This window comes from Streptacidiphilus jeojiense (genome assembly GCF_000719095.1).
GTDB classification, from domain to species: Bacteria; Actinomycetota; Actinomycetes; order Streptomycetales; family Streptomycetaceae; genus Streptacidiphilus; species Streptacidiphilus jeojiensis.
Genome location: NZ_JOEH01000041.1, coordinates 38,512 through 62,865 on the forward strand (window position 1 = coordinate 38,512; position 24,354 = coordinate 62,865).

General features: G+C 72.5%; 24 protein-coding genes. 9 read left to right on the top strand and 15 right to left on the bottom strand.

Annotated features, from left to right (window positions below):
• The first annotated feature begins 31 nt into the window (after positions 1-31).
• Both IF29_RS0137415 and IF29_RS0137420 read left to right on the top strand, forming a co-directional pair.
• Complete coding sequence (locus tag IF29_RS0137415; RefSeq protein ID WP_051726540.1) at positions 32-463, top strand: cytidine deaminase; 432 nt, start codon at positions 32-34, stop codon at positions 461-463.
• A 143-nt stretch (positions 464-606) separates the two neighbouring features.
• Positions 607-1,887 carry a thymidine phosphorylase gene (locus tag IF29_RS0137420; RefSeq protein WP_030265455.1) on the top strand — a complete coding sequence of 427 codons (1,281 nt, stop codon included), beginning with the start codon at positions 607-609 and terminating at the stop codon, positions 1,885-1,887.
• Positions 1,888-1,975: 88 nt separating this feature from the next.
• On the opposite strand, the gene IF29_RS0137425 is transcribed toward IF29_RS0137420, so the two are convergent.
• Positions 1,976-2,533: a Uma2 family endonuclease gene (locus IF29_RS0137425; protein ID WP_030265465.1), complete on the bottom strand. Its 558-nt coding sequence runs from the start codon at positions 2,531-2,533 to the stop codon at positions 1,976-1,978.
• Positions 2,534-2,558: 25 nt separating this feature from the next.
• Entirely contained in the window at positions 2,559-3,872 is a 1,314-nt protein-coding gene (locus IF29_RS0137430; protein ID WP_030265467.1) for an MFS transporter, read from the bottom strand.
• A 62-nt stretch (positions 3,873-3,934) separates the two neighbouring features.
• Between IF29_RS0137430 and IF29_RS0137435 the strand changes: the two genes are divergently transcribed.
• The 3 genes from IF29_RS0137435 (at position 3,935) to IF29_RS0137445 (ending at position 6,787) form a co-directional block, all read left to right on the top strand.
• Positions 3,935-4,927: a LysR family transcriptional regulator gene (locus IF29_RS0137435; protein WP_232242789.1), complete on the top strand. Its 993-nt coding sequence runs from the start codon at positions 3,935-3,937 to the stop codon at positions 4,925-4,927.
• A 110-nt stretch (positions 4,928-5,037) separates the two neighbouring features.
• Positions 5,038-6,186: an adenosine deaminase gene (locus IF29_RS0137440; protein WP_051726541.1), complete on the top strand. Its 1,149-nt coding sequence runs from the start codon at positions 5,038-5,040 to the stop codon at positions 6,184-6,186.
• Between the two features lie 139 nt (positions 6,187-6,325).
• Positions 6,326-6,787, top strand: coding sequence for a hypothetical protein (locus IF29_RS0137445; RefSeq protein WP_030265475.1), 462 nt, complete (start codon positions 6,326-6,328; stop codon positions 6,785-6,787).
• A gap of 120 nt (positions 6,788-6,907) precedes the next feature.
• Here IF29_RS0137445 and IF29_RS0137450 read toward each other — a convergent pair whose 3' ends face one another.
• The 5 genes from IF29_RS0137450 to IF29_RS0137470 form a co-directional block, all read right to left on the bottom strand.
• Positions 6,908-7,102, bottom strand: a complete 195-nt coding sequence (locus IF29_RS0137450; RefSeq protein ID WP_030265478.1) for a PspC domain-containing protein — start codon at positions 7,100-7,102, stop codon at positions 6,908-6,910.
• 209 nt (positions 7,103-7,311) lie between these two features.
• Entirely contained in the window at positions 7,312-7,881 is a 570-nt protein-coding gene (locus IF29_RS0137455) for a VanZ family protein (protein WP_051726542.1), read from the bottom strand.
• Between the two features lie 91 nt (positions 7,882-7,972).
• Positions 7,973-8,470, bottom strand: a complete 498-nt coding sequence (locus IF29_RS0137460) for a hypothetical protein (protein WP_030265483.1) — start codon at positions 8,468-8,470, stop codon at positions 7,973-7,975.
• Positions 8,467-10,053 (bottom strand): ATP-binding protein, encoded by a 1,587-nt coding sequence (locus IF29_RS0137465; protein WP_232242794.1) that lies wholly within the window; start codon positions 10,051-10,053, stop codon positions 8,467-8,469. The genes IF29_RS0137460 and IF29_RS0137465 overlap by 4 nt, the downstream gene beginning before the upstream one ends.
• Before the next feature lie 84 nt (positions 10,054-10,137).
• Positions 10,138-10,815, bottom strand: coding sequence for a response regulator transcription factor (locus tag IF29_RS0137470; protein WP_157624131.1), 678 nt, complete (start codon positions 10,813-10,815; stop codon positions 10,138-10,140).
• A 188-nt stretch (positions 10,816-11,003) separates the two neighbouring features.
• On the opposite strand from IF29_RS0137470, the gene IF29_RS42810 reads away from it, so the two are divergent.
• A complete protein-coding gene (locus IF29_RS42810) occupies positions 11,004-11,843 on the top strand; it encodes a SigE family RNA polymerase sigma factor (RefSeq protein WP_380523398.1) in 840 nt (279 codons plus the stop codon).
• A 364-nt stretch (positions 11,844-12,207) separates the two neighbouring features.
• On the opposite strand, the gene IF29_RS0137480 is transcribed toward IF29_RS42810, so the two are convergent.
• From IF29_RS0137480 to deoC, 4 genes are all read right to left on the bottom strand, one after another.
• On the bottom strand, positions 12,208-12,900 hold the full coding sequence (locus tag IF29_RS0137480) for an ATP-binding protein (RefSeq protein ID WP_380523396.1): 693 nt from the start codon (positions 12,898-12,900) through the stop codon (positions 12,208-12,210).
• A gap of 120 nt (positions 12,901-13,020) precedes the next feature.
• Positions 13,021-13,920 (bottom strand): aldehyde dehydrogenase family protein, encoded by a 900-nt coding sequence (locus IF29_RS0137485; protein WP_030265497.1) that lies wholly within the window; start codon positions 13,918-13,920, stop codon positions 13,021-13,023.
• The gene (locus tag IF29_RS0137490) at positions 13,913-15,343 is read right to left on the bottom strand and encodes an aldehyde dehydrogenase family protein (RefSeq protein ID WP_030265499.1); all 1,431 of its coding nucleotides are present in this window, start codon (positions 15,341-15,343) and stop codon (positions 13,913-13,915) included. The genes IF29_RS0137485 and IF29_RS0137490 overlap by 8 nt, the downstream gene beginning before the upstream one ends.
• A gap of 122 nt (positions 15,344-15,465) precedes the next feature.
• Positions 15,466-16,476 (bottom strand): deoxyribose-phosphate aldolase, encoded by a 1,011-nt coding sequence (gene deoC, locus IF29_RS0137495; protein ID WP_030265502.1) that lies wholly within the window; start codon positions 16,474-16,476, stop codon positions 15,466-15,468.
• Between the two features lie 150 nt (positions 16,477-16,626).
• On the opposite strand from deoC, the gene IF29_RS0137500 reads away from it, so the two are divergent.
• Entirely contained in the window at positions 16,627-17,397 is a 771-nt protein-coding gene (locus IF29_RS0137500) for a PH domain-containing protein (RefSeq protein ID WP_084715452.1), read from the top strand.
• A gap of 73 nt (positions 17,398-17,470) precedes the next feature.
• Here IF29_RS0137500 and IF29_RS0137505 read toward each other — a convergent pair whose 3' ends face one another.
• The 4 genes from IF29_RS0137505 to IF29_RS0137520 all read right to left on the bottom strand — a co-directional run bounded on the left by IF29_RS0137505 (position 17,471) and on the right by IF29_RS0137520 (position 21,665).
• Entirely contained in the window at positions 17,471-18,280 is an 810-nt protein-coding gene (locus IF29_RS0137505) for a tyrosine-protein phosphatase (RefSeq protein WP_051726544.1), read from the bottom strand.
• A gap of 34 nt (positions 18,281-18,314) precedes the next feature.
• Complete coding sequence (locus IF29_RS0137510) at positions 18,315-20,081, bottom strand: phospho-sugar mutase (RefSeq protein WP_030265509.1); 1,767 nt, start codon at positions 20,079-20,081, stop codon at positions 18,315-18,317.
• Positions 20,082-20,215: 134 nt separating this feature from the next.
• Positions 20,216-21,028, bottom strand: a complete 813-nt coding sequence (locus IF29_RS0137515) for a purine-nucleoside phosphorylase (protein ID WP_030265513.1) — start codon at positions 21,026-21,028, stop codon at positions 20,216-20,218.
• 199 nt (positions 21,029-21,227) lie between these two features.
• On the bottom strand, positions 21,228-21,665 hold the full coding sequence (locus IF29_RS0137520) for a gamma-glutamylcyclotransferase family protein (RefSeq protein ID WP_030265516.1): 438 nt from the start codon (positions 21,663-21,665) through the stop codon (positions 21,228-21,230).
• A gap of 94 nt (positions 21,666-21,759) precedes the next feature.
• Here IF29_RS0137520 and IF29_RS0137525 point away from each other — a divergent pair, with 94 nt between their 5' ends.
• A complete protein-coding gene (locus IF29_RS0137525) occupies positions 21,760-23,250 on the top strand; it encodes an NAD(P)H-quinone dehydrogenase (RefSeq protein ID WP_030265519.1) in 1,491 nt (496 codons plus the stop codon).
• A gap of 88 nt (positions 23,251-23,338) precedes the next feature.
• The gene (locus tag IF29_RS0137530; protein WP_084715457.1) at positions 23,339-24,262 is read left to right on the top strand and encodes a DeoR/GlpR family DNA-binding transcription regulator; all 924 of its coding nucleotides are present in this window, start codon (positions 23,339-23,341) and stop codon (positions 24,260-24,262) included.
• Positions 24,263-24,354 lie beyond the last annotated feature (92 nt).

Here is a 24,354-nt window from a genome sequence, read left to right on the forward strand (position 1 = left end):
TGAGGAACAGATGTAGCGGAGAGGCGAGGCAATGACGGCGGAGCAGCCCACGGTCCACAGCATCGACACCATCGGCATCGACAGCGTCGACTGGGACGCGCTGCGGGCCGCGGCCAAGGAGGCCATGGGCCGCGCGTACGCCCCGTACTCCAAGTACCCGGTCGGCGCGGCGGCACTGGTCGAGGACGGACGGATCGTCAGCGGCTGCAACGTCGAGAACGCCTCGTACGGGCTCGGGCTCTGCGCCGAGTGCGGACTGGTCTCGGCGCTGCACGCCACCGGCGGCGGCCGGCTGGTTGCCTTCACCTGCTGCGACGGCGACGGCAAGGCGCTGATGCCGTGCGGGCGGTGCCGTCAGCTGCTCTGGGAGCACGGCGGCCCGACCCTGCTGGTGGAGTCCGTCTCCGGCATCCGCCCGCTGGCGGAGCTGCTCCCGGACGCCTTCGGACCCGAGCGGCTGTGACCTCCCGCACCTGCGCGCAACGCGCGTAGAGTGGCGCGGTACGGGCTCCCCGTACCGCGCCACTGCTCTTCCGCACCCCTGCACCCCTGCACCCCTGCACTTCCGCACCACTGCACCTGAACCCTCCCTCCTTTGGAGATCCCATGGACGCCATCTCCGTCATCCGCGCCAAGCGCGACCGTGCCGAGCTCAGCGACGCCCAGATCGACTGGGTGATCGACGCCTACACCCGCGGCGAGGTCGCCGACGAGCAGATGTCCGCACTGGCGATGGCGATCCTGCTGAACGGCATGAACCTGCGCGAGATCAGCCGCTGGACCGACGCGATGATCCGCTCCGGCGTCCGGATGGACTTCTCCTCGCTGCCGATGCCGACCTCGGACAAGCACTCCACCGGTGGCGTCGGCGACAAGATCACGCTGCCGCTGGCCCCGCTGGTCGCCGCCTGCGGCGCGTCCGTGCCGCAGCTCTCCGGGCGCGGCCTCGGCCACACCGGCGGCACCCTGGACAAGCTGGAGTCCATCCCCGGCTGGCGCGCGCTGCTCTCCAACGACGAGATGATGCACGTCCTGCGCGAGGCCGGCGCGGTCATCTGCGCGGCGGGCGACGGACTGGCCCCCGCCGACAAGAAGCTCTACGCCCTGCGGGACGTGACCGGCACGGTCGAGGCGATCCCGCTGATCGCCTCCTCGATCATGTCCAAGAAGATCGCCGAGGGCACCGGCGCCCTGGTGCTGGACGTCAAGGTCGGCACCGGCGCCTTCATGAAGAACCTGGAGGACGCCCGGGAGCTGGCCCGCACCATGGTCGGCCTGGGCAAGGCGGCGGGGGTCAACACCGTCGCGCTGCTGACCGGGATGTCCACGCCGCTGGGCCTGACGGCCGGCAACGCGCTGGAGGTCAGGGAGTCGGTCGAGGTCCTGGCGGGCGGCGGCCCGGCGGACGTGGTCGAGCTGACCCTGGCCCTGGCCCGGGAGATGCTGGCGGCGGCGGGCGTGGTCGGCGGCAAGGACCCTGAGACGGCGCTCAAGGACGGCTCCGCGATGGACCACTGGCGCCGCATGATCACCGCTCAGGGCGGCGACGTCGACGCCCCGCTCCCGGTCGCCCGCGAGCAGCACGTCCTCACCGCCCCGGCCACCGGCGTCCTCACCGAGCTCGACGCCTACGCCGTCGGCGTCGCCGCCTGGCGGCTCGGCGCCGGCCGCGCGCGCAAGGAGGACCCGGTGCAGGCCGGCGCGGGCGTGGAGCTCCACGCCAAGCCCGGCGCGGTGGTGACGGCGGGTCAGCCGCTGCTCACCCTGCACACCGACACCCCGGAACGCTTCGACTACGCCCTGGAGGCCCTCAGCACCGGCATCACGGTCGCCGCCCCGGGCACGTCCTTCGACCCGGCCCCGATCGTCCTGGACCGGATCGGCTGAAGCACAACCCTCCGGCCCGGCGCTGATACCGACGCCATTGCCCGAACCCGAACCTGTCCTCATAACGGGGACAGGTTCGGGCCGAGCGTCACTTCCCGTACGTCAGCAGTCCACCCGTGTCGATGCGCCAGGGGCCGACGGCGACGGTGTCGCCGAAGACGAAGCTCTCCCGGCGGGAGTACCGGGGCTGCGAGTGAACGATCCCGGTGCCGTCGCGCGGGTCGACGATGAGGTAGAGCGGGATGCCCATGGCGGCGTAGTCCCTGACCTTGTCGTCGTAGTCGTTCTCCGGGTTGGACTTGGAGACGATCTCCACAGCGAGGAGCACGTCGGCCGGGTAGACGGCCGCGGAGTCCTCCTCCAGGATCGCCTCGGGGAACACCATGAGATCGGGGCGCCGGAGCCGCCCCAGGCCGACGTCCTCGAGGTCTGCGCCCGCATGGGCGACGAAACCCGGGTGCGTCGCCTCCAACTGCTCGTTCAGCTGCCTGCTGATACGCATGACAGCCAGTTCGTGCCGCCGGACCGGCGACATCATCATGACGATCTCGCCGTTGGCGATCTCCACCTGCCCTATCCCGGGGATCCTCGGCAACTGGTCGGCGATCTCGCGCAACCGCGCGTAGGTCGCGGCGTCGATGCTCATGGCCCGATTCTAACGATCGGACGGTCTAGCGGGCGGTGGGGAGAAGCCGTGCGGAGGCAGCCCGCGCGTGCACCGTTCCGTAGAGGGTGACGCCGGCTGCCAGGACCATGGCGGTGAGGGCGACCAGGACGGTGCCGGGCCAGCCGGCGCTGTGGTAGGCGTCGGCGCCCAGAGTGCCGCCCAGGCTGTTGCCGAGGTAGTAGGCGGCGAGGTAGAGCGCGGAGGCCTGGGCGCGGCCGTGGGTGGCGGTGCGGCCGACCGAGGCGGAGGCGACGCAGTGGCCGGTGAAGAAGCCGGCGGTGATCAGTACCAGGCCGAGCAGCGCCAGCGGCAGCGAGGCCGGGAGGGTCAGCAGCAGGCCCGCCGAGGTGGTGCCGATGGCCAGGTAGAGGGTGCCCCTGCGGCCGAGCCGGCCGGTGACCCTGGCCGAGACCGCGGAGGCGAAGGTGCCGACGACGTAGACCGCGAAAATGGAGCTGGCCAGGCCCTGGGAGAGTCCGAACGGGGCCGCGACCAGGCGGTACCCCATCACCGTGTAGACCGCGCCGAAGACCGTCATGAACAGCAGCCCGAGCGCGAACAGCCGTCCCAGCAGCGGGTTGCGCAGGTGCGAGGTGACGGTGCGGAGCAGCGCCGCCGGGTTGATCGGGCCGGGGCGGAAGTGCCGGGCGCGGGGGATCAGCACCCGGAAGGCCACCGCGCAGAGCAGCGAGAGGATCGCCACCGAGGCGAGGCCCCAGCGCCAGCCGAAGGAGCCCGCGACCATGCCGGAGACCAGCCGTCCGCTCATGCCGCCGATGCTGTTGCCCGCCACGTAGAGGCCCATGGCCGAGGCCAGCGCGGTGGGGTGCACCTCCTCCGCCAGGTAGGCCATCGCGGTGGCCGGGAGCCCGGCCAGGGCGATGCCCTGGAGGGCGCGCAGCACGGTGAGGGTGGTGAGGTCCGGTGCGAAGGGCAGCACCAGGGCGATGGCGGCGGCGGCGAAGACCGAGGCCGTCATCACGGCGGTGCGGCCGTAGCGTTCGGACAGGGCGCTGACCGGGATCACCGCGAGGGCCAGGCCGATGGCGGCGGCGGAGACGGTGAGGCTGGCCTGACCCGGCGTCAGCCGCAGCGAGGCGGAGAGCGCCGGCAGCAGCGCCTGGGTGGAGTAGAGCAGCAGGAAGGTCGCCAGCCCGGCGCCGAACAGCGCCAGCTGGGTGCGGCGCAGGCCACGGCTGCCGGGGAGGTGGCGCAGGTCCGGCGCGGCGGTGTCAGTGGGTGCGGCGGCGACGGGGGACGGCGAGGTGAGGGCACCCGGCGACGGTTCGGCGGATGCCCCGCTAGTGGCAGGCGGCATGCCTGAAATCTAGGACGGGGGCACTGATGCGTCCAATGCATCGAAGCCGGATGATTGATGCTGTGGCGTATGAGCAGAGGTCGGCCGGGAGTGGGAAACACCTGCGTGACGCAGAAGACATCGCGGCCGGCGGCGCGGAGCTCGCGCCGGAGGCGCCCGCCGTGCTGCTCGCGCCGTTGCTGGCGCAGTTCGCCGCGGTCGCCCGGCTGGAGCATGTGACCCGGGCCGCGGCCGAGTTGGCGATGCCGCAGCCGACCCTGAGCCGCGCGGTGGCCAGGGTGGAGCAGGACCTGGGTGTCGCGCTGCTGGCCCGCGAGGGCCGCACGGTCCGGCTGACCAGGGCGGGGCGGATCTTCCTGGCGGCGGTGGAGCGGGCGCTCGCCGAGGTCGAGCGCGGGGCGGAGGCGGCCAGGGCCGAGGCCGACCCGGTCGGCGGCCGGGTGGCCTTCGGGTTCCTGCACACCATGGGGACCGAGGCGGTGCCGACCCTGCTGCGCGGCTTCCGGGTGGAGTACCCCAAGGTCCGCTTCCAGCTGGTGCAGGACTACACCGACTCGATGCTGCAGCGGTTGCGCGAGGGCGAGCTGGACCTGTGCGTGGTCTCACCGCGCCCGGACGGCCCCGAACTGACCTCGCGCCGGCTCGGCGAGCAGCGGCTGCGGCTGGTGGTGCCGGTCGACCACCGACTCGCCTCCCGGCAGCGGGTGCGGCTCGGCGAGGTGGCCGAGGACGCCTTCGTGACCCTGGAACCCGGGTACGGCCTGCGGCGGATCACCGACGCGCTGTGCGCGGAGGCGGGGTTCACGCCCCGGGTGTCGTTCGAGGGCGAGGAGTCCGAGACGCTGCGCGGGCTGGTCGCGGCCGGGCTGGGGGTCGCCGTACTGCCGCCGGCCACGGCGCCGCGCCCCGACGTGGCGGAGCTGCGGCTGTCGTCACCGGGCGCGCGCCGCGAGATCGCGCTGGCGTGGGTGACCGGCCGTGCGCTCACCCCGCCGGCCGAGGCCTTCCGGACCTATGTGCTGTCCGCGCGGGAGCGGCTGCCTTTCCACAGCTGAGCGACGGCCCTTGCACCGGGAGCCCTTGCACCGGAGCGGTCATCCATCGGAAACGCAGGAGAGACCGGAAATACACCTTCGTCTACGCGCGTAGGAGGTATCGTTGGGCGATGGAGAGCACCCTTACCCCCAGCGCCCTCAGCGTTCCCACCGCTGACCAGATCCGCCGCGTCCCCAAGGTCCTGCTGCACGACCACCTGGACGGCGGCCTGCGCCCCGAGACCATCGTCGAGCTGGCCGCCGAGGTCGGCTACGACGGCCTGCCGACCACCGATCCGGCCGCCCTCGGCGTGTGGTTCCGCGAGGCCGCCGACTCCGGTTCGCTGGTCCGCTACCTGGAGACCTTCGCGCACACCTGCGCGGTCATGCAGACCCGCGAGGGCCTGGTCCGGGTCGCCGCCGACTGCGCCGAGGACCTCGCCGCCGACGGCGTCGTCTACGCCGAGGTGCGCTACGCCCCCGAGCAGCACCTGGAGCGCGGGCTGACCCTCGACCAGGTGGTCGAGGCCGTCAACGAGGGCTTCCGGCTCGGCGAGGCCCGCGCCGCCGCGGCCGGCAACCGGATCCGCATCGGCACCCTGCTCACCGCGATGCGCCACGCCGCCCGCTCCCTGGAGATCGCCGAGCTGGCCAACCGCTACCGCGACCTGGGCGTGGTCGGCTTCGACATCGCCGGCGCCGAGGCCGGCCACCCGCCGACCCGGCACCTGGACGCCTTCGACTACCTCAAGCGGGAGAACAACCACTTCACCATCCACGCCGGCGAGGCCTTCGGCCTGCCGTCCATCTGGGAGGCGCTGCAGTGCTGCGGCGCCGACCGGCTGGGCCACGGCGTACGGATCATCGACGACATCTCGGTCGCCGAGGACGGCGGCGTCAAGCTCGGCCGCCTCGCCGAGTACGTCCGCGACCGCCGGGTGCCGCTGGAGATGTGCCCCACCTCCAACCTGCAGACCGGCGCCGCCCCCTCCTACGCCGAGCACCCGATCGGGCTGCTGCGGCGGCTGCACTTCCGGGTGACCGTCAACACCGACAACCGGCTGATGTCCGGCACCAGTCTGAGCCGGGAGTTCGAGCACCTGGTGCAGGCCTTCGGCTACACCCTGGACGATCTGCGCTGGTTCACCATCAACGCGATGAAGTCGGCGTTCATCCCGTTCGACGAGCGGTTGGCGCTGATCAACGAGGTGATCAAGCCGGGCTTCGAGCGGATCGCCGCCGAGTCCGCCGGGGTCGGCTCAGTCGGGGTCGCGGGCTGACGGCCGTTAGGCCGATCAGGGGACGGAGATTTGGGCGCTCCGTCACCTCGTGGATACGTTGGGCGGCCAGTCGGACACGCGGCGTAGTCATCGATCCGGTTCGCCGCCGTCCCCACCCGAGGACACGAGGAATCAGCTCATGAAGAAGGCAATGCTCCAGGCCGCCGGAACCGCAGTGCTCGGTGCCGCGCTGGCCGCTGCTGCCGTCACCCCGGCTGCTGCGGACGGACTCGGCGCGCTCGGAGGCCTGCCCTCCGGTGCCGGCAACGTACCGCTGCAGGGGCTGGCCGCCGGACCGGTCTCGGACGGGCAGCAGGTGCTCACCTCGCAGACCGGCAGCGTGCACGCGGTGACCGGGACGGCGCAGGGCCTGGTCAACAGCGCTGCCCCCTCGGTCCAGAACGCCACCCAGAACGCGACGCTCCCGAGCGTGCGCTCGGCCGCCCCGCAGACCCGCGACGGCCTTCCGGTCGCCACCCCGGACCTGCCGGTGGCCGGCAGCCTCACCAGCCTTCCCGGCGTCGGCCAGGCGACCGGCTCGGTGCAGTCGGGCCTGGGCCAGGCGACCTCGGCGCTGCCGGTGCACACCCCGCTGGGCTGATCCGCAGCCGCAAGGACGTACGGAAAGGGCCGGGTCCCGCCACCCTCGCGGTGGTCGGGCCCGGCCCTCGGTGCTGCTGTCGGCTGACGGAGCATCATCTGACGCCGCCGCGCGCGGCGGTCAGGCGGACTGCGGGAGCAGCAGCCAGAGCGCCAGGTAGACCAGGAACTGCGGCCCGGGCAGCAGGCAGGACAGCAGGAACAGCACCCGCACGGTCCAGGGGGTGAGCCCGAAACGCTCGGCGATCCCGGCGCAGACACCGGCGATCAGGCGGTTGTGGCGGGGGCGGGACAGGGTGGTGGCGGTGGCGCTCATGAGGTGTCTCCGTGGGCCGGTGCTCGGTGCCCCGCTCCGGGGCTCCGTCGTTCTCTGCTACCAGCCTCCCGCTCCGGGGAGCCGGAATCCTCAGCCGCTTCGACGATTCCGGCCCCGACCCCACCCCGCTCCGGGATGAGCCCGGTCTCGGGGTGCTCTCCGGGTCCGACCCCGAGCCGGTCCACCGGCAGGGCGGAAACAATCGCAGGTCAGGGCGTCAGGTGGGCGATCTCGAAGCCGCTGGGGGTGGCCCTGGGGCCGTTGCCCCCGTCGTGGTGCCGCTCCCGGCGGCGCAGCGCGGCCCGTCCGGCCGGTACGAAGGCGAGATGGGTGACCGCGACCCCGACCGCTGCCAGCAGCACATCGTCCACGTCCAGCAGATGGCTGGTCAGGGTGGACATCAGCAGCTCCAGCCCGGTCGCGATGAGGACCGTGGCGAAGACGGTGCGCAGGAACGACGACAGCGTGGACGCGTACAGCCGACCGCCGGCGAGCGGCAGCAGGATGCCCAGCGGCGCCAGCAGCAGCAGGCCGCGCAGCAGTTCCAGATAGGCGTGCTCGGTGCCGGCGCTCAGTTCGGAGCGCACGGTCGCGAACGGCGTCAGATTGCTGTCGGCCATCCAGGCCGCCGACACCGGCTGGAACGCGGACCACAGCACCAGGCCGAGATGGACCGCGAGCAGCAGCAGGCCGAGACGCCGTGCGTTGCGGTGCACCGCCGACGGGTCACCGAGGGCGCCCTCCGTCATCGGGGACCGCTGGTCGATACCGGTTCGCACGCCGGTCTCTCCTTGCTGCACGCCCCGGAGGACGCGCGTCCGTGTGGTCCCGGTTCCATCGTTCCCACGAAAGGGTGAGGCCGGGGTCGGGTCAGCCCGAGGCGCTGGGGTGCAGGCAGGCCAGGGTGCCGTCGGAGGTGGTGGCCGTGGGTGCGGGGGGACTGGCGACGGCCGACGGGGTCAGCGAGGGCGAGGCGGTCGCCTGCGCCGCAGCCGCGGCCTCGGCCGCGGACTTCGCCGCCGCGGCGGCGGCGCTCGCCTGCTCCTCCTTGGTCATCGGCGGCCAGAGCCTGGTCGGCGCGGAGGTGGGGATCAGGCTGGCGTCCCGCTCCAGCGCGGTCAGGCTGGCGCTGGGTCCGGGCGGGCAGGCGGTGCGTGACGCCGGGTCACCCGCGTCGACGGGGACGGCGGTGTCGCGGATCCCGCAGCCGCTGAGCGCCACGGCCAGGACGGCGGCGAACGCGGCGACCGTGGTGACCGCGGCGAGCCGAGGGCTCCGCCGGGCCGGACCGGTCGGACGCGCGGGCCCGGGAGTCCCGGCCGGAGGGGTCGGCGGCACTCCGCGGACCAGGGTGTGGTGCTGCCTCATGTGCTCTCGCCCTTCCCCGCTCCCGGTTCGGCGCCTGTTCCCGGCTGCGGCGCCGTCCCCGACTTCGGGCCGCCGTCCGCCGCCAGCGGGTGCCCCGCCTCGACCGCCGGTGTCATCGGCAGCCGCAGCGTGAAGACGGCGCCTCCGGGCCCGCCGTCGACGGAGTCGCCGTTGGCCGCGGTGATCGTGCCCCCGTGGATCCGGGCGTTCTCCGCCGCGATGGACAGCCCCAGGCCGCTGCCCTCCGAGCGGCGCCTGGCGGCGTCCGCCTTGAAGAAGCGGTCGAAGACGTGCGGCAGCACGTCCTCGGGGATGCCGGGCCCGCCGTCGGCGACCCGTACCACCAGGTCCGGGCCCTCGGCCCGGACCTGCACCCGGACCGGGGAGCCGCCGTGCTTCAGCGCGTTGCCGATCAGGTTCGCCAGGATCACGTCCACCCGGCGCGGGTCCACCCGGGCCACGATGCCGCGCGGCGCGTCCACGTCCACCGCGTCCAGCCAGGCTCGGGTGTCGATGCAGGAGGTCAGCAGGTCGGAGATGTCGATCTCGTCCAGGACGACCTTGGCGGTGCCGGCGTCGAAGCGGGTGACCTCCATCAGGTTCTCCACCAGCTCGGTGAGCCTGCGGGTCTCGCTGACGACCAGCCGGACCGCCGGGGCGATCATCGGGTCGAGGGTGTCGGCCTCGTCCTCCAGGATGTCGGTCACCGCCGTCATCGCGGTCAGCGGGGTGCGCAGCTCGTGCGACATGTCGGCGACGAAGCGGCGGCTGGCGTGCTCGCGCGTGCTCAGCTCCTCGACCTGGGCCTGCAGCGACTCGGCGGTCTGGTTGAAGGTCTGCGACAGGTCGGCGAGCTCCGCCGCTCCGCGCACCTCCAGCCGGGTGTCCAGCCGTCCCGCGCCCAACTGCCGTGCCGCCTCGCCGAGTCGGGCCACCGGGCGGAGCACCGTCGAGGCCGCGGCCTGCGCCAGCAGCGCCGAGCCGACCAGCGCCAGCAGCGTGGCGATGCCCAGCGACCAGGCCAGCGAGTCCATGTCCTTGCGCTCGTCCTCCAGCGACTTGAACATGTACGCGGTCGGCCCGGTGGGCAGCACCTGGGTGCCGCCGATCAGGAACGGGGTGCCGTTCAGCGTCTGCCGCTGCCAGAACAGGTGGTACTGGTGCGGGGCGGCGGTGCAGTGCACGCAGGGCGTGGTCACCGAGTGCTGCAGCGCCGTGGGCACCAGCGAGGCGGGGAACGCCGGGTTGGAGGTCGCGACGCAGTCCGGCTGCACCAGGACCACGGCGTAGTTCAGCCCGGAGTGCGCGATCAGCGCCGCGACCTGGCGCAGCTGGTCGCAGCTGGGCTGCAGCGGCAGGTCGGTGATGTCCCGGCTGAGCTGGCTGCGGAAGTCGGCGAGCGCCGAGTCCTGGGTGCGCTTCAGCACCGCGTCGCGGTTCAGCCAGTACGCGATACCGGAGGCGGAGACCGCGGCGGCCAGCGCCACCAGGGCGAACACGGCGATCAGCCGTATCCGCAGCGACGTCAGCCGCAGGCGCCGGGCCAGCGAGGGCAGCCGCAGCCGGCTGGCCGGCCAGGACACCGCCGGGGCTTTGGGGTGGTCGGTCACGTCGCCTTCGATGCCGGGTTGCTGGTGGGGTCCGATGGATCTCGGTCTCCGCGCAGCCTACTGCGGCGGATCCAGCCGGTAGCCCACCCCGCGCACCGTGCGGATCAGCGTCGGCTCGGACGGCACGTCCTCCACCTTCGCCCGCAGCCGCTGCACGCAGGCGTCCACCAGCCGCGAGTCGCCCAGGTAGTCGTGCTCCCAGACCAGCCGCAGCAGTTGCTGCCGGGACAGCGCCTGGCCCGGGCGCTGGCTGAGCTCCAGCAGCAGCCGCAGCTCGGTGGGGGTCAGCTGCAGGTCGACGCCGGCCTTGGTGACGGTCATCGCACTGCGGTCGATCACCACGTCACCGTAGGTCGACGAGTCCGAGCTCTCCCGCTCGCCGCGGCGCAGCACCGCCCTGATCCGGGCGTCCAGCACCCGCGGCTGCACCGGCTTGACCACGTAGTCGTCGGCGCCCGACTCCAGGCCCACCACCACGTCGATGTCGTCGCTGCGCGCGGTCAGCAGGATGATCGGCAGCTGGTCGGTGCGCCGGATCCGGCGGCAGACCTCGAAGCCGTCGATCCCGGGGAGCATCACGTCCAGGACGATCAGGTCGGGGCGGCTCTCCTTGAAGAGCTTCAGGCCGTCCTCGCCCGAGGCAGCGGCCGATACCTGATGGCCCTGCCTGGTCAGCGCGAGTTCGAGACCGGTGCGGATGGCGGGGTCGTCCTCGATGAGCAGCAGATGAGACACGCGGGCCATTCTGGCCCATCAACGGCCGATCGATCGACCCCCGGAGGGTCCGTGACCAAGCCCCGGGGCTTGTGACAGCCCTGTGACAGTCGACGGACACGGCCATGACGACCCCCGGGCAAGCTATTCCATGTCAGGGAGTCGGGGGACCTCGACAGACCGCACCACCATCCACCAGGGAGCGCAGCATGAACGCAGTCACCGAAGTACGGAGCGCCGCGGCACTTCGCGCTGCGCGCCCGGTGCACCGGGCGTCGGTCCACAGCACCGCCCGCCAGGGGACGCACTCGCCGTCCTGTGACGCGGCCGCCTCGGGCTCGACGACCATGACGCTCACACTTCGCGGCGTGGTTCGGGGGACCACCGTCCGCGAGCTCCCGGGGGGTACGGGGGGTGCCGGGGGAGGCGGCCGGCAGACGAGCGGTTCGGGGGAGCCCGCCGTTCTGCCGGTCGCCGCACCGGCCACCGCGCCGGCCTTCGGGACCGAGGAGCACCGGCTCAGCAACGAGGAGGAGTTCTCGGCCTACGTCCGCGAGCGCCGCGCCTCGCTGTACGCCACCGCCTACCACCTCACCGGTGACCGCTACGCCGCCGAGGACCTGCTGCAGAGCGCGCTCTTCAGCACCTACCGGGCCTGGGACCGGATCACCGACAAGGCCGCGGTCGGCGGGTACATGCGCCGCACCATGACCAACCTGCACATCTCGGCCTGGCGCCGCCGCAAGGTCAACGAGTACCCGACCGAGGAGATGCCGGAGACGGTCGGCGACACCGACGCCATGGGCGGCACCGAACTGCGGGCCGTGCTGTGGCAGGCGCTGGCCAAGCTGCCGGAGAACCAGCGCACCATGCTGGTGCTCCGCTACTACGAGGGCCGCACCGATCCCGAGATCGCCGATGTGCTGAACATCAGCGTCGGAACGGTGAAGAGCAGCATCTGGCGCGCCCTGCGCCGGCTGCGTGAGGACGAGATCCTGGCGTCGCGCGACGGCGACCTGGGTGGAGCTTTCGGCGAACTCGTCGCCTGAACGAGGGCGGGTACGCCGGGGGATGTACGGCCGCGGGGGGTCCCGTGATCCGGGGGGATCACGAGACCAGCACGCCCGGGGCAGCCGTGGGGGAGGGGGAAAGGCCGCGGGTTGGGGGCCCGGCTCGGGGGAGCCGGAGGGTCCGCGGTGCACAGAACGGAACGGGCACGGCCGGCCTCGGGGGAGGCGGACCGGGCCCGTTCCGCGCGTTCGCATTTCTGCGGGATCTCTTGGTGCGGACCGTAGGTGGCTTGTCGCGCAGTTCCCCGCGCCCCTAGCTGGTTGCAAGCGGGCCAGTTGCAGCCCCTCAGGGGCGCGGGGAACTGCGCGGCCAACCACGCACAACCCGCACCCGAAACGCGACCTACCGACCGGCCCCCTCAAGGACCGGAACCGCTCCGCCCAGCGCAGCGATCCGCGCCAGCGCCGCCGCCCCGCCGCAGGCGTCCGCGCCCTGGGCGACCTGTCGGGAGACGATCCCGCGCTCGGCCCGCATCAGCCGCCACCCCCGGTGCAACAGATACGGCACCGACTTCCGCCGCTCCCGCACATCCCGACGGAACCTGCGCCACGCCGTGGTCACCGGCCGGTTCCGCAGGCAGATCGCATCGCCGAGCAGCCCCTCGGCCTCGCAGCGCCGCACGATCTCGGCGGCGAAGATCCCCTCCGCGATGAACGCCGCGGCACCGTCCAGGACCAGGGTGTGGGTGCCGATCCGGCCGTTGTCCGGGATCGAGTACACCGGGAGCTCGGCCCGGCCGTCCCCGCACAGCGCCCGGATCGCAGCCATCGCGTCGTCCGCGTGCCATGAGCCCGGGTCGTCCCAGTCCGGCCCCTGGCCGTCCGCGAGCGGCGGGATGCTCGGGTCGTCGCCGTCCTTGTAGAAGTCGTCGAGTTGCAGGACCGGCAGTCCGGCCCGCTCCGCGAGGGTCGACTTACCCGACCCCGACGGCCCGCACAGCAGCACGACTCGGGACCGGATCGGGCTGTTCGCTTCTTCGCTGCTCACGAGGTACCAGTCTGACGCATGGGCTGCCTCGGGTGGAACCACGGGCATCGGGAAAGCGAACGGGCACGCACTCGGGGGGGAGGAGCGCGTGCCCGTTCTCAACGGACGACCGGCCCAGGGGGGGTGGGGCGGGCCGCCCGGTCTGCGGGGGAGTAGCTGACCCGGGGGTCAGATTCCCATCGGGTGCCAGACCGTCTTGGTCTCCAGGAAGGCCAGCAGACGATCGGTGCCCTGTGCGGCGGTCCAGTCGTCGTTGACGTCCGGGCGCCGTACACGTTTAAGGGTATCCGCTGCGAGCGTTTCCAGAGCGCGCGCCGAGCCGGGGCCGTCCGGCGAGTTCACACCGGTCAGGTCCAGTGCGTTGACGTCCTGGTGGGAGGCCAGGGTCGGGGCGATGTCCTCGGTGCGTCCGGAGATCAGGTTGACCACCCCGCCGGGGAGGTCCGAGGTGGCCAGCACCTCGCCCAGGGACAGGCCGGGCAGCGGCGCCTCCGGGGCCAGCGCGACGACCGCGGTGTTGCCGGTGGCGATCACCGGGGCGATCACCGAGACCAGGCCGAGCAGCGAGTAGCCGTTCCCCCGGGTCGGGGCGACCACGCCGACGACGCCGGTGGGCTCCGGGGTGCTGAGGTTGAAGTAGGGACCGGCGACCGGGTTGGCCGAGCCTGCGATCTGGGCGACCTTGTCGGTCCAGCCCGCGTACCAGACCCAGCGGTCGACGGCCGCCTCCACCAGGGCGGCCGCCTTGCGGGCGCTGATGCCCTCGCTCGCCGCCACCTCGGCGGCGAACTGCTCGCGGCGGCCCTGCAGCATCTCCGCGGCGCGGTAGAGGATCTGTCCGCGGTTGTAGGCGGTCGCGCCGGACCAGCCGCCGACGGCCTTGCGGGCGGCGCCGACCGCGTCACGGGTGTCCTTGCGGGTGCCCAGCGGGACGTTGGCGATCCAGTCGCCGGTCTTGAGGTCAGTCACCTCGTACACCCGTCCGCTCTCGGAGCGGGGGAAGGCGCCCCCGACGAAGAGCTTGTAGGTCTTGTGGACATCAAGGCGGGGGGTGGTGGTCTCAGACATCGAGGTAGGCCTCCAGGCCGTGGCGACCGCCCTCGCGGCCGTAGCCCGACTCCTTGTAGCCGCCGAAGGGCGAGGTCGGGTCGAACTTGTTGAAGGTGTTGGACCACACCACGCCGGCCCGGAGCTTGGACGCCATCCAGAGGATGCGCGAGCCCTTCTCGGTCCAGATGCCGGCCGAGAGCCCGTACGGGGTGTTGTTGGCCTTGGCGACGGCCTCCTCCGGAGTGCGGAAGGTCAGCACCGACAGCACCGGGCCGAAGATCTCCTCGCGGGCCACCCGGTGGGTGGCGCTGACGTTGGTGAACACCGTCGGGGCGAACCAGTAGCCCGAGGAGGGCAGTTCGCAGGCGGGGGACCAGCGCTCGGCGCCCTCGGCCTCGCCGGCGTCGGTCAGTTCGCGGATCCGGGCCAGCTGGGCGGCGGAGTTGATGGCGCCGATGTCGGTGTTCTTGTCCAGCGGGTCGCCGACCCGCAGCGTGGCCATCCGGCGCTTGAGCGCGTCCAGGACCTCGTCGTGCACCGACTCCTGCACCAGCAGCCGGGAGCCGGCGCAGCAGACGTGGCCCTGGTTGAAGAAGATGCCGTCGACGATGCCCTCGACGGCCTGGTCGACCGGGGCGTCGTCGAAGACGATGTTGGCGGCCTTGCCGCCCAGCTCCAGCGACAGCTTGGTGCGGGTGCCGGCCAGGGTGCGGGCGATGGCCCGGCCGACGCCGGTGGAGCCGGTGAAGGCGACCTTGTCGACGCCAGGGTGCGCGGTCAGCGCGGCGCCGGTGCGGCCGTCGCCGGTGACGATGTTGACGACGCCCTTGGGCAGACCGGCCTGGCGGCAGATCTCGGCGAAGCGCAGCGCGGTCAGCGGGGTGGTCTCGGCGGGCTTGAGCACCACGGTGTTGCCGGTGGCCAGCGCCGGGGCGATCTTCCACGCGAGCATCAGCAGCGGGAAGTTCCAGGGGATCACCTGCGCGGCCACGCCCAGCGGACGCGGGTTGGACCCGTAGCCGGCGAACTCCAGCTTGTCGGCCCAGCCGGCGTAGTAGAAGAAGTGCGCGGCGACCAGCGGCAGGTCGACGTCGCGGGTCTCCCGGATCGGCTTGCCGTTGTCGATCGACTCCAGCACGGCCAGCTCGCGGCTGCGCTCCTGGATGATCCGGGCGATCCGGAAGAGGTACTTGCCGCGTTCGGCGCCGGGCAGCGCCGACCAGGGGCCGAAGGCGTCCCGGGCGGCCTTGACCGCGCGCTCGACGTCCTCCTCGGTGCCCTGCGCGAACTCGGCGAGGACCTGCTCGGTGGACGGGTCCACCGTCTTCAGCGCCTCCTTGCCGCTGCTCTCGACGAACTCGCCGCCGATGTAGTGGCCGTAGGAGCTGGCGATGTCGCCGGCGGCGGCCCGGGACTCGGGGGCGGGGGCGTACTCGAACAGCTTGCGGCCGGGTGCGGCGGACGGTGCCGCCTGTGCGGTCGGCGTGGGCGTCGCGGTCGGGGCGGGCGTCGCGGTCGGCGTGGGCGTCGCGGTCGGGGTGTCGGGCTTCTTCTTGGCCACGGCTAGTCCACCGTCACATAGTCGGGACCGGAGTACCGGCCGGTGGTCAGCTTCTGACGCTGCATCAGCAGATCGTTGAGCAGGCTGGAGGCGCCGAAGCGGAACCAGTCCGGGGACAGCCAGTCGTCGCCCAGCACCTCGTTCACGGTCACCAGGTACTTCATGGCGTCCTTGGTGGTGCGGATGCCCCCGGCGGGCTTCACGCCCACCTGGACGCCGGTCGCGGCGCGGAAGTCGCGGACCGCCTCCATCAGCACCAGGGTGTTGGCCGGGGTCGCGTTGACGGCGACCTTGCCGGTGGAGGTCTTGATGAAGTCGGCACCGGCGATCATCGCCAGCCAGGAGGCGCGGCGGATGTTGTCGTAGGTCTGCAGCTCGCCGGTCTCAAAGATCACCTTGAGGTGCGCGGCGGTGCTGTCGGCGCGCAGGCAGGCTCTCTTGACCGCCCGGATGGTCTCGAAGACCTCCAGGTAGCGGCCGGAGAGGAAGGCGCCGCGGTCGATCACCATGTCGATCTCGTCGGCGCCGGCGGCCACGGCCTCGGCGGTGTCGGCGAGCTTCACCGCCAGCCCGGCGCGGCCGGACGGGAACGCGGTGGCGACCGAGGCGACCTGCACCCCGCTGCCGGCGACGGCGGCGCGGGCGAAGGGCACCATGTCGGGGTAGACGCAGACGGCGGCGACCCGCGGCGTCGACGGGTCGCTCGGGTCGGGGCGCATCGCCTTGGCGCAGAGCGACCGCACCTTGCCGGGGGTGTCCGCACCCTCCAGCGTGGTCAGGTCGATCATGGAGATGGCCAGGTCGATGGCGTACGCCTTGGCGGTGGTCTTGATGGACCGGGTGCCGAGCGAGGCGGCTCGCGCCTGGAGGCCGACGGCGTCGATACCGGGCAGCCCGTGCAGGAAGCGGCGCAGGGTCGCCTCCGTGGAGGCGACCTCGGCGAGGCTTTCGCGGGCGCCGTCGGCAGCGGCGGCGTCCTCGACGGCTGCGGGGGGCGGGGAAGAGGTGGGCATGCTCACCAGAGGAGCATATCTACACGCGTAGCGTTTCGTCAGTACCGGGTCGGTGTGACATGGAGCCGATCCGGTGGGACGAACCCTGATGCCATATCGCAATTCGACCACGGGGGATCGCGGCGCCGGGCTGAGGCAGAATCGTTCACCATGAGCGACTCCCAGGGCCCTGACGTGCCTGGCCAGGAGACCCCCGGCCAGGATGCCAAGGCAGTACCGACCCCCTCCACCGGTCCCGCCTACGCCGACCGAAGCTACCGCTCCAGGTCGGGCGTGGCCGCCGGCGTGCTGCTGCTCGCGCTGGCGCTGTGGCTGTGCATCGACGCCCTGGTCAGGGGGCACGGGAAGACCCCCTGGCTGGCGTTGGCCACGCTGGTCCTGGTGGTCCCGCTGGTGAGCGCCTTCACGCTGTGGCCCGTGGTCCGGGCCAACGAGGACCGGCTGGTGGTCCGCAACCCGTTCCGCACCGTGACGGCGCCCTGGCAGCAGGTCGAGTCACTGCAGGCGGCACTGTCGGTGGAGCTCCGGGCGGCCGGGAGGAAGTACCAGGTCTGGGCGGTGCCGGTGTCGCTGCGGCAGCGCAAGCGGGCCAACCGCAGGTCGATGATCTCCAAGGGCGACGCGTCGGTGATCAGCTCCCGGCGCGGCCAGGACTCCCGTTTCCCGGTCGGGGGGCCGGGACTGCGCTCGGCCTTCTCCCGTTCCTCGGCGCCGGCCCCCTACGGCTCGTCGGACAGTGCGGGGCCGGCGGTCGCCTGGGCGGACCGGGTCGTCACGGAACTGCTTGAGCTGCGCTCCAGGGCGGTGGAGGAGAACCGGGCCGGTGCGGACGGCACGGTCGCTGTCGCTTGGACGTGGTGGATCGCCGCGCCGGCGGTGGCGGGTGCGGTCGCACTGATCGTGCTGCTCGCGGCGGGCTGAGGTTCTGCGCAGTTCCCCGCGCCCCTATAGGGGCGCGGGGAACTGCGCGAACGGTGGCCCTGTACCGGGGTGGTCACGCCTCCTCGACCAGCAGGTCCCGCAGTCGGGCGAGTTCCTCCCGCCGCAGCCCGTGATAGTGCAGGAACCCCGCCGTCGTCCCGTGCCGCGCATGCACCCTGCGCAGGAACATGGTGAGCAGCTCCGCGCGGACCGGCCGCGACGGCCGCTCGACCCCGTGCTCGTCGATGTAGTGGACCGGGCCGTTCAGCAGCCCCAGGCCCGCGTTGGAGAGGGCGAAGTCCGCGCTGATGTCGGCGTCGTCGACGCCCAGCGCGGAGAGGATGACGGCGATGGTCACCCCGGTGCGGTCCTTGCCGACCGCGCAGTGGACCAGGGCCGGCAGCGCGCCGGGCGCCGTCAGCCGGCGTATGCAGGCGACGATCGGCGGGCCCGCCGTCTCGGCCATGTAGGAGTACATGCCGGCCAGCCCGTCGTCCTGCGGATCCCCCTGCTGCCGGTGCTGCTCGCTGACGTCCGCCGCCGTCTCCGGGTTGGCCGAGGAGCCCTCCAGCGGCGGCAGCGTCGGCAGCGAGACCAGCTCGAAGTCCAGCCCGTGGCGCTGGTTCGGCCAGTGCACCAACTCCTCCGCGCTGCGCAGGTCCACGACGGTGCGCAGCCCCAGGCCGGCCAACCGGCCCGCCCCGTCCGGGCTCAGCTCGCAGAGCGAGGCGGAGCGGTAGAGCAGGCCGAGGCGTATCCGGCCGCCGTCGGCCGTGCCGAAGCCCCCGGCGTCGCGGAGGTTGCGCACGCCGGGAACCGTGATCAGACGGTCCGCGCCGGGGGGTGGGCTGCTGGCTGGCTGCTGGTGCTCCGTCGTCTCCATGCCGACCACCCTAAGGGGGGTCGCCGACAACGCGTCAGATGCCCGCTGCCGCTGAGAGGTCGCGCTTGAGCGCGGCCAGCAGCCCGGCGGCCGTGGTCCGGGCCCCGGCCAGCGCGTCCGCCGAGCCGACCGGGACGACGACCTCCAGGTAGCACTTGAGCTTGGGCTCCGTCCCGGAGGGACGGACCACGACCCGGGCCGAGTCCACCCCCGCGCCGCTGAGTCGGTAGCGCAGCCCGTCGGTCGGCGGCAGGTCGGCGCTGCCCTGCTCCAGGTCGTCGGCCGAGTCGACCCGCAGCCCGGCCAGGGCCGTCGGCGGCTGCTCGCGCAGCCTGGCCATGGCGTCGGCGATCAGGCGCAGGTCGGCCACCCGGACCGCGAGTTGGTCGGTGGCGTGCAGGCCGTGGCCGAGGGCCAGCTCGTCGAGCAGGTCGCCGAGGGTGCGGCCGGCCGCCTTCAGGCCGGCGGCGAGTTCGGCCAGCAGCAGCGCGGCGCTGATGCCGTCCTTGTCGCGGACCGCGTCCGGGTCGACGCAGTAGCCCAGCGCCTCCTCGTAGCCGTAGCGCAGGCCGGGGGCCCGGGAGATCCACTTGAAGCCGGTGAGGGTCTCGGCGTAGCCGATCCCCGCTGCCGCGGCGATCCGGGACAGGAGTGAGGAGGACACGATGGTGGTGGCGAAGGTACCCGCGGCGGGGTCGGCGGTGGCCCTGTCGGCGGCGGGCTTGTCGACGGCGGGCTTGTTGACGGCGGGCTTGTTGACAATGTGGGCGGCCAGCAGCGCCCCCACCTCGTCGCCGCGCAGCATCCGCCAGCCCGAGGCGGTGCCGGCGTCCGGGACGGCGACGGCCAGGCGGTCGGCGTCGGGGTCGTTGGCGATCACGATGTCGGGGCCGAGCGCCGCGGCCGCCTCGAAGGCGAGGTCCATCGCCCCAGGCTCCTCCGGGTTGGGGAAGCCGACGGTGGGGAAGTCCGGGTCCGGGTCGGCCTGCGCGGCGACGATGCCGGGGGCCGGGAAGCCGGCCCGTTCGAACGCGGCCAGGAAGGTGTCCCGGCCGACGCCGTGCATCGGGGTGTAGACGACGGACAGGTCGCGCGGGCCGCCCGGCACGACCAGCCCGGCGGCGCGGGACAGGTACGGGTCCAGGACCGCGTCCGCGGTCAGCACCTCCCAGCCGTCGGCGGCCAGCGGGACGTCCGCCAGCGAGGCGACCGCGTCGATCTCGGCAGCGATGCCGGCGTCGTGCGGCGGCACGATCTGCGCCCCCTCCAGCTCCCCGCCGAGGTACACCTTGTAGCCGTTGTCGCGGGGCGGGTTGTGACTGGCCGTCACCATGACCCCGGCCGCAGCGTCCAGCTGGCGCACCGCGTAGGCCAGCACCGGGGTGGGCAGCGGGCCCGGCAGCAGCGCGGCGCGCAGGCCGGCGGCGGTGACCACGGCGGCGGTGTCCCGGGCGAAGTCGTGGGACTTGTGCCGGGCGTCGTAGCCGATCACCACCAGGCCGCCCGGGGTGCGCTTGCCGACGTAGGCGGCCAGCCCGGCGGCGGCACGGATCACCACGGCCCGGTTCATCCGCATCGGTCCCGCGCCCATCTCCCCGCGCAGGCCGGCGGTGCCGAACTGGAGCGTCCCGGCGAAGCGTTCGGCCAGCTCGGACCAGGCCGCGCACTGCTGCTCCTCGGCCGGCCCCTCGGCCGAGGCGAGGAGGTCGGCGAGCTCGGCGCGGGTGTCCGGGTCGGGGTCCTCGGCGAGCCAGGTACGGGCCCGCGCCAGCAGGTCGGCGGTGTCGGGGGTCAGCGTCATTGCCTGGTCACTCTCTTTCGGTGCGGCAGTGCGGCGATGCGGCGGAGCGGCGGTGCGGCGGTGCGGGCCCTGCAAAGAGCATGGCACCCATCGGGGTGGTGATGGATGCCATGCGGGCCCGGTGGAGCGGCAGATCAGAGCCGTTCGAGCAGCTTGGCGAGCAGCGCGCCCATCCGGGTGGCCGAGGCGCGGCCGGCCTCCAGCACCTCGGCGTGGTTCAGCGGCTCACCGGTGATCCCGGCCGCCAGGTTGGTGACCAGCGAGAGTCCCAGGACCTCGGCGCCGGCCTCGCGGGCGGCGATGGCCTCCAGCGTGGTGGACATGCCGACCAGGTCGCCGCCGATGGCGCGGACCATGTTGATCTCGGCAGGGGTCTCGTAGTGCGGGCCGGGGAACTGGACGTAGACGCCCTCCTCCAGGCTCGGGTCGACCTCCTGGCACAGGGCGCGCAGCCGCGCCGAGTACAGGTCGGTGAGGTCGATGAAGTTGGCGCCGACGATCGGGGAGGCCGCGGTCAGGTTGATGTGATCGCTGATCAGCACCGGCTGCCCGGCGGACATGCCCTCGCGCAGGCCGCCGCAGCCGTTGGTGAGGATCACCGTGCGGCAGCCGGCGGCGACGGCGGTGCGCACCCCGTGGGCGACGGCGGCGACGCCGTGGCCCTCGTAGAAGTGGGTGCGGCCGAGGAACACCAGGGCGCGGATGCCGCCGATGCTGATCGAGCGGACCATCCCGGAGTGCCCGGCGACGGCGGGCGGCGCGAACCCGGGCAGTGCGGTGATCGGGAACTCGTGGTCGGGCGAGCCGAGCGCGTCGGCGGCGGGGACCCAGCCGGAGCCCATGACCAGCGCTACGTCGTGGTTCTCCACTCCGGTGAGGTCGCGCAGAACGGCGGCGGCCTCCTTGGCGGCGGCGTAGGGTGCGTACGGGTCGGTGGGGTGCTGGATGCCGTTGGCAGCAGCGGCGACAGGCTGAGTGGATGCGTTCACGGTCAAGAGGATATCTGTTCGCCCTACGCGCGTAGAAGAACGATCGGATGACATTTCAGGCATCGCACCCGCGAAGCTCTGTAGAACCCGACAGTGGCGACCGGGGCGGACCGGCTCCCCGCCGCCGTTCGGAGATCTGCGGTCAGCAGGGGCCGGGTCAGCAGGGGCGCTTGCGCAGGTCCATGACGTAGTCGTGGGGGGCGCCGGCGGATTCGGCGGCGTCGGCGATGATGCCGAGGTAGCGAGCCGAGGGGAGGCCGCCCTCGTAGTCGTTGAGGACGTAGGTCCAGGCGGTCAGGTCGCCCTCCAGGGTGTGCACCCGGACCTTGATCTTGCGGTAGAAGCCCTGCTGCAGGCCCTCCCAGCGGTCCAGGCCGGCCTCGTCGCCCGGGGCGATGTCGTAGAGGCCGACGAAGACCTGGTCCTTCCCGTCCTCGACCACCGTGGCGATCGAGCCCTCCCAGCCGAACTGCTCCCCGCCGAAGGTCAGCCGCCAGCCGTCCAGCCAGCCGGTGCCGCGGAGCGGCGAGTGCGGGGCCCGACGGCTCATCTGGCGTGCGTCGAGGTTGCTGGCGTACGCGGCGTAGAGCGACATGGGTCACAGCGTACGGGAGGTGGGGCAGGTGGGAGGGATGGGTCCGGCCCGTACGGGCCAGCCCGGTGTCTCGGAGTCGTCGAGGTGCGGGACAATGGCGTATGTGACTCGGATTGTGATCATCGGTGGCGGACCAGGCGGATACGAGGCGGCGCTGGTGGCCGCGGACCTCGGCGCGGAGGTGACCGTCGTCGACCGCGACGGCCTCGGCGGCGCGGCGGTCTTGACGGACTGTGTGCCGTCCAAGACCTTGATCGCGACGGCTGAGGTGATGACCAGCTTCGACAGCTCCTACGAGGAGCTGGGGATCAAGGTCGCCGCTGATGCTCCGACGTCGGGGGCGAGGGTTGTGGGGGTTGACCTCGGGAAGGTCAACCGACGGGTCAAGCGGCTGGCGGTCGCGCAGTCGCACGACATCACCCAGTCCGTCACCCGCGCGGGCGTCACCCTGCTGCGCGGCTTCGGCCGGTTGGCGCCGGGGGGACAGGCCGTGGACGGTTCGCGGGGGGTCGTGGTCGACCTCGCCGAGGGCGGCGTGGGCGCCGAGGGTGGCGAGGGCGGTGGGACGCGGGAGCTGCGGGCCGATGTGGTGCTGATAGCGACCGGTACCCGGCCGCGGGAGCTGCCGGACGCGGTTCCGGACGGCGAGCGGATCCTGAACTGGACCCAGGTGTACGACCTGGACGAGCTCCCCGAGGAGCTCATCGTGGTGGGGTCGGGTGTCACCGGCGCGGAGTTCGCGGGTGCGTACCAGGCCCTGGGCTCGCGGGTGACGCTGGTCTCCAGCCGCGACCGTGTGCTGCCGGGGGAGGACCCGGACGCCGCGACGGTGCTGGAGGACGTGTTCCGGCGGCGCGGGATGAACGTGATGTCGCGGTCGCGGGCGGAGTCGGTGCAGCGGGTCGGCGACAAGGTGGAGGTGACCCTGTCGGACGGACGGGTGATCACCGGGTCGCACTGTCTGATGGCGGTCGGCTCCATCCCCAACACGGGGGGCATGGGTCTGGAGGAGGCCGGGGTCCGGCTGACCGAGGGCGGGCAGGTCAAGGTCGACCGGGTCTCCCGGACGTCGGCCCCGGGGGTGTACGCGGCGGGTGACGTCACCGGGGTGTTCATGCTGGCGTCGGTCGCGGCCATGCAGGGGCGGATCGCGATGTACCACGCGCTGGGGGATGCGGTGCAGCCGCTGAACCTGAAGACCGTCGCCTCCAATGTCTTCACCGACCCGGAGATCGCCACCGTCGGCTACAGCGCGGCGGATGTGGAGTGCGGGAAGATGGACGCGGTCTGCGTGAAGCTGCCGCTGCGGGGGAATCCGAGGGCCAAGATGCAGGGCATCAGGGACGGTTTCGTGAAGCTGTTCTGCAGGCCGGGGACCGGGATCGTGGTGGGCGGTGTCGTTGTCGCTCCGCGGGCGAGCGAGTTGATCCATCCGATCTCGTTGGCGGTGGACAACAATCTGACGGTGGAGCAGGTGGCGAGTGCGTTCACGGTGTATCCGTCGGTCTCCGGGTCGATCGCGGAGGCGGCGCGGCAGTTGCACATCCGGAAGCGGGCGGCGGGCGGGGCGGCGGCGGGGGCGTGAGGTTGGTACTGGGCGGCGCGCATTGTAAGGGTGTGCGCCGTTCTGTGGTGGACAACTTCGACTACTAGGTGCAAACGCCTGAATGCAGATGGTCATGCACGTTACCGTCTGTTTCGTGTTCGCAGCAGAACGTCGCCAATTGATCCTCGAAATGGTGCGCGCCAATGGAGCGGTTTCGCTCCGGGAGCTCGCCCGAGTCGTCCAGACCTCCGAAGTGACCGTCCGTCGGGACGTGCGCGCTCTGGAGGCCGAAGGCCTTCTCGACCGTCGGCACGGGGGCGCGGTGCTCCCCGGCGGTCTCTCCAGAGAGCCCGGATATCCGCAGAAGACCCATCTCGCCGCCGCCGAGAAGTCGGCTATCGCCGACTACGCCGCCACGATGGTCGCCGAGGGCGACGCGATCGTGGTGGGCGCCGGGACCACGACCCAGGAACTGGCCAGACGGTTGGCCCGGGTGCCGGGGCTGACGGTGGTGACCAACTCGCTGTTGGTTGCCCAGGCGCTGGCCCATGCCAACAGGGTGGAGGTGGTGATGACCGGGGGGACGCTGAGAGGGTCCAACTATGCGCTTGTGGGGAGCGGGGCCGAACAGTCCTTGCAGGGGCTGCGGGTCTCGCGGGCCTTCGTGTCGGGCAGCGGGTTGACCGCGGAGCGGGGGCTGTCCACGACCAACATGCTGTCGGCGAGCGTGGACCGGGCGCTGGTCGCTGCCGCGGCGGAGGTGGTCGTGCTGGCGGACCACGGGAAGCTCGGGTCGGACACCATGTTCCAGACGGTGGCCACGGAGGGGATCGCCTGTCTGGTGACGGACGAGCAGGCCGGGATCTCCGAGGAGGCGTCGCGGGAGCTCGATGCTCTGGCGGACCATGGGGTGCAGGTGTGTATTGCGCCTGCGGCTGCGGCGGTGGCTTCTTCGGCGCAGGCGGCTGTGCCGTTTCCGGGGCAGCGGAGGTCGCCGGGGGCGGGGGTTCCGGGGGTTCCGGTGGTCGGGCGGGGGGGTGTGCGGCGGTGAGGGTTTGCCTGCGGCGCGGGTTGGTGCAGTGGGGCGGGGGCGGGCCGGGGCGGGGTGGTCGCTCTGGGGCCTGCTGCAGAACGAGTCTGTAA

Excerpts from the sequence above, each read along its gene's own strand:
- IF29_RS0137415 (WP_051726540.1), top strand. The coding sequence starts at position 32 with ATGACGGCGGAGCAGCCCACGGTCCACAGCATCGACACCATCGGCATC.
- IF29_RS0137420 (WP_030265455.1), top strand. The coding sequence starts at position 607 with ATGGACGCCATCTCCGTCATCCGCGCCAAGCGCGACCGTGCCGAGCTC.
- IF29_RS0137425 (WP_030265465.1), bottom strand. The coding sequence starts at position 2,533 with ATGAGCATCGACGCCGCGACCTACGCGCGGTTGCGCGAGATCGCCGAC.
- IF29_RS0137430 (WP_030265467.1), bottom strand. The coding sequence starts at position 3,872 with ATGCCGCCTGCCACTAGCGGGGCATCCGCCGAACCGTCGCCGGGTGCC.
- IF29_RS0137440 (WP_051726541.1), top strand. The coding sequence starts at position 5,038 with ATGGAGAGCACCCTTACCCCCAGCGCCCTCAGCGTTCCCACCGCTGAC.
- IF29_RS0137445 (WP_030265475.1), top strand. The coding sequence starts at position 6,326 with ATGAAGAAGGCAATGCTCCAGGCCGCCGGAACCGCAGTGCTCGGTGCC.
- IF29_RS0137450 (WP_030265478.1), bottom strand. The coding sequence starts at position 7,102 with ATGAGCGCCACCGCCACCACCCTGTCCCGCCCCCGCCACAACCGCCTG.
- IF29_RS0137460 (WP_030265483.1), bottom strand. The coding sequence starts at position 8,470 with ATGAGGCAGCACCACACCCTGGTCCGCGGAGTGCCGCCGACCCCTCCG.
- IF29_RS42810 (WP_380523398.1), top strand. The coding sequence starts at position 11,004 with ATGAACGCAGTCACCGAAGTACGGAGCGCCGCGGCACTTCGCGCTGCG.
- IF29_RS0137480 (WP_380523396.1), bottom strand. The coding sequence starts at position 12,900 with ATGCCCGTGGTTCCACCCGAGGCAGCCCATGCGTCAGACTGGTACCTC.
- IF29_RS0137485 (WP_030265497.1), bottom strand. The coding sequence starts at position 13,920 with ATGTCTGAGACCACCACCCCCCGCCTTGATGTCCACAAGACCTACAAG.
- deoC (WP_030265502.1), bottom strand. The coding sequence starts at position 16,476 with ATGCCCACCTCTTCCCCGCCCCCCGCAGCCGTCGAGGACGCCGCCGCT.
- IF29_RS0137500 (WP_084715452.1), top strand. The coding sequence starts at position 16,627 with ATGAGCGACTCCCAGGGCCCTGACGTGCCTGGCCAGGAGACCCCCGGC.
- IF29_RS0137505 (WP_051726544.1), bottom strand. The coding sequence starts at position 18,280 with ATGGAGACGACGGAGCACCAGCAGCCAGCCAGCAGCCCACCCCCCGGC.
- IF29_RS0137510 (WP_030265509.1), bottom strand. The coding sequence starts at position 20,081 with ATGACGCTGACCCCCGACACCGCCGACCTGCTGGCGCGGGCCCGTACC.
- IF29_RS0137520 (WP_030265516.1), bottom strand. The coding sequence starts at position 21,665 with ATGTCGCTCTACGCCGCGTACGCCAGCAACCTCGACGCACGCCAGATG.
- IF29_RS0137525 (WP_030265519.1), top strand. The coding sequence starts at position 21,760 with ATGGCGTATGTGACTCGGATTGTGATCATCGGTGGCGGACCAGGCGGA.
- IF29_RS0137530 (WP_084715457.1), top strand. The coding sequence starts at position 23,339 with ATGGTCATGCACGTTACCGTCTGTTTCGTGTTCGCAGCAGAACGTCGC.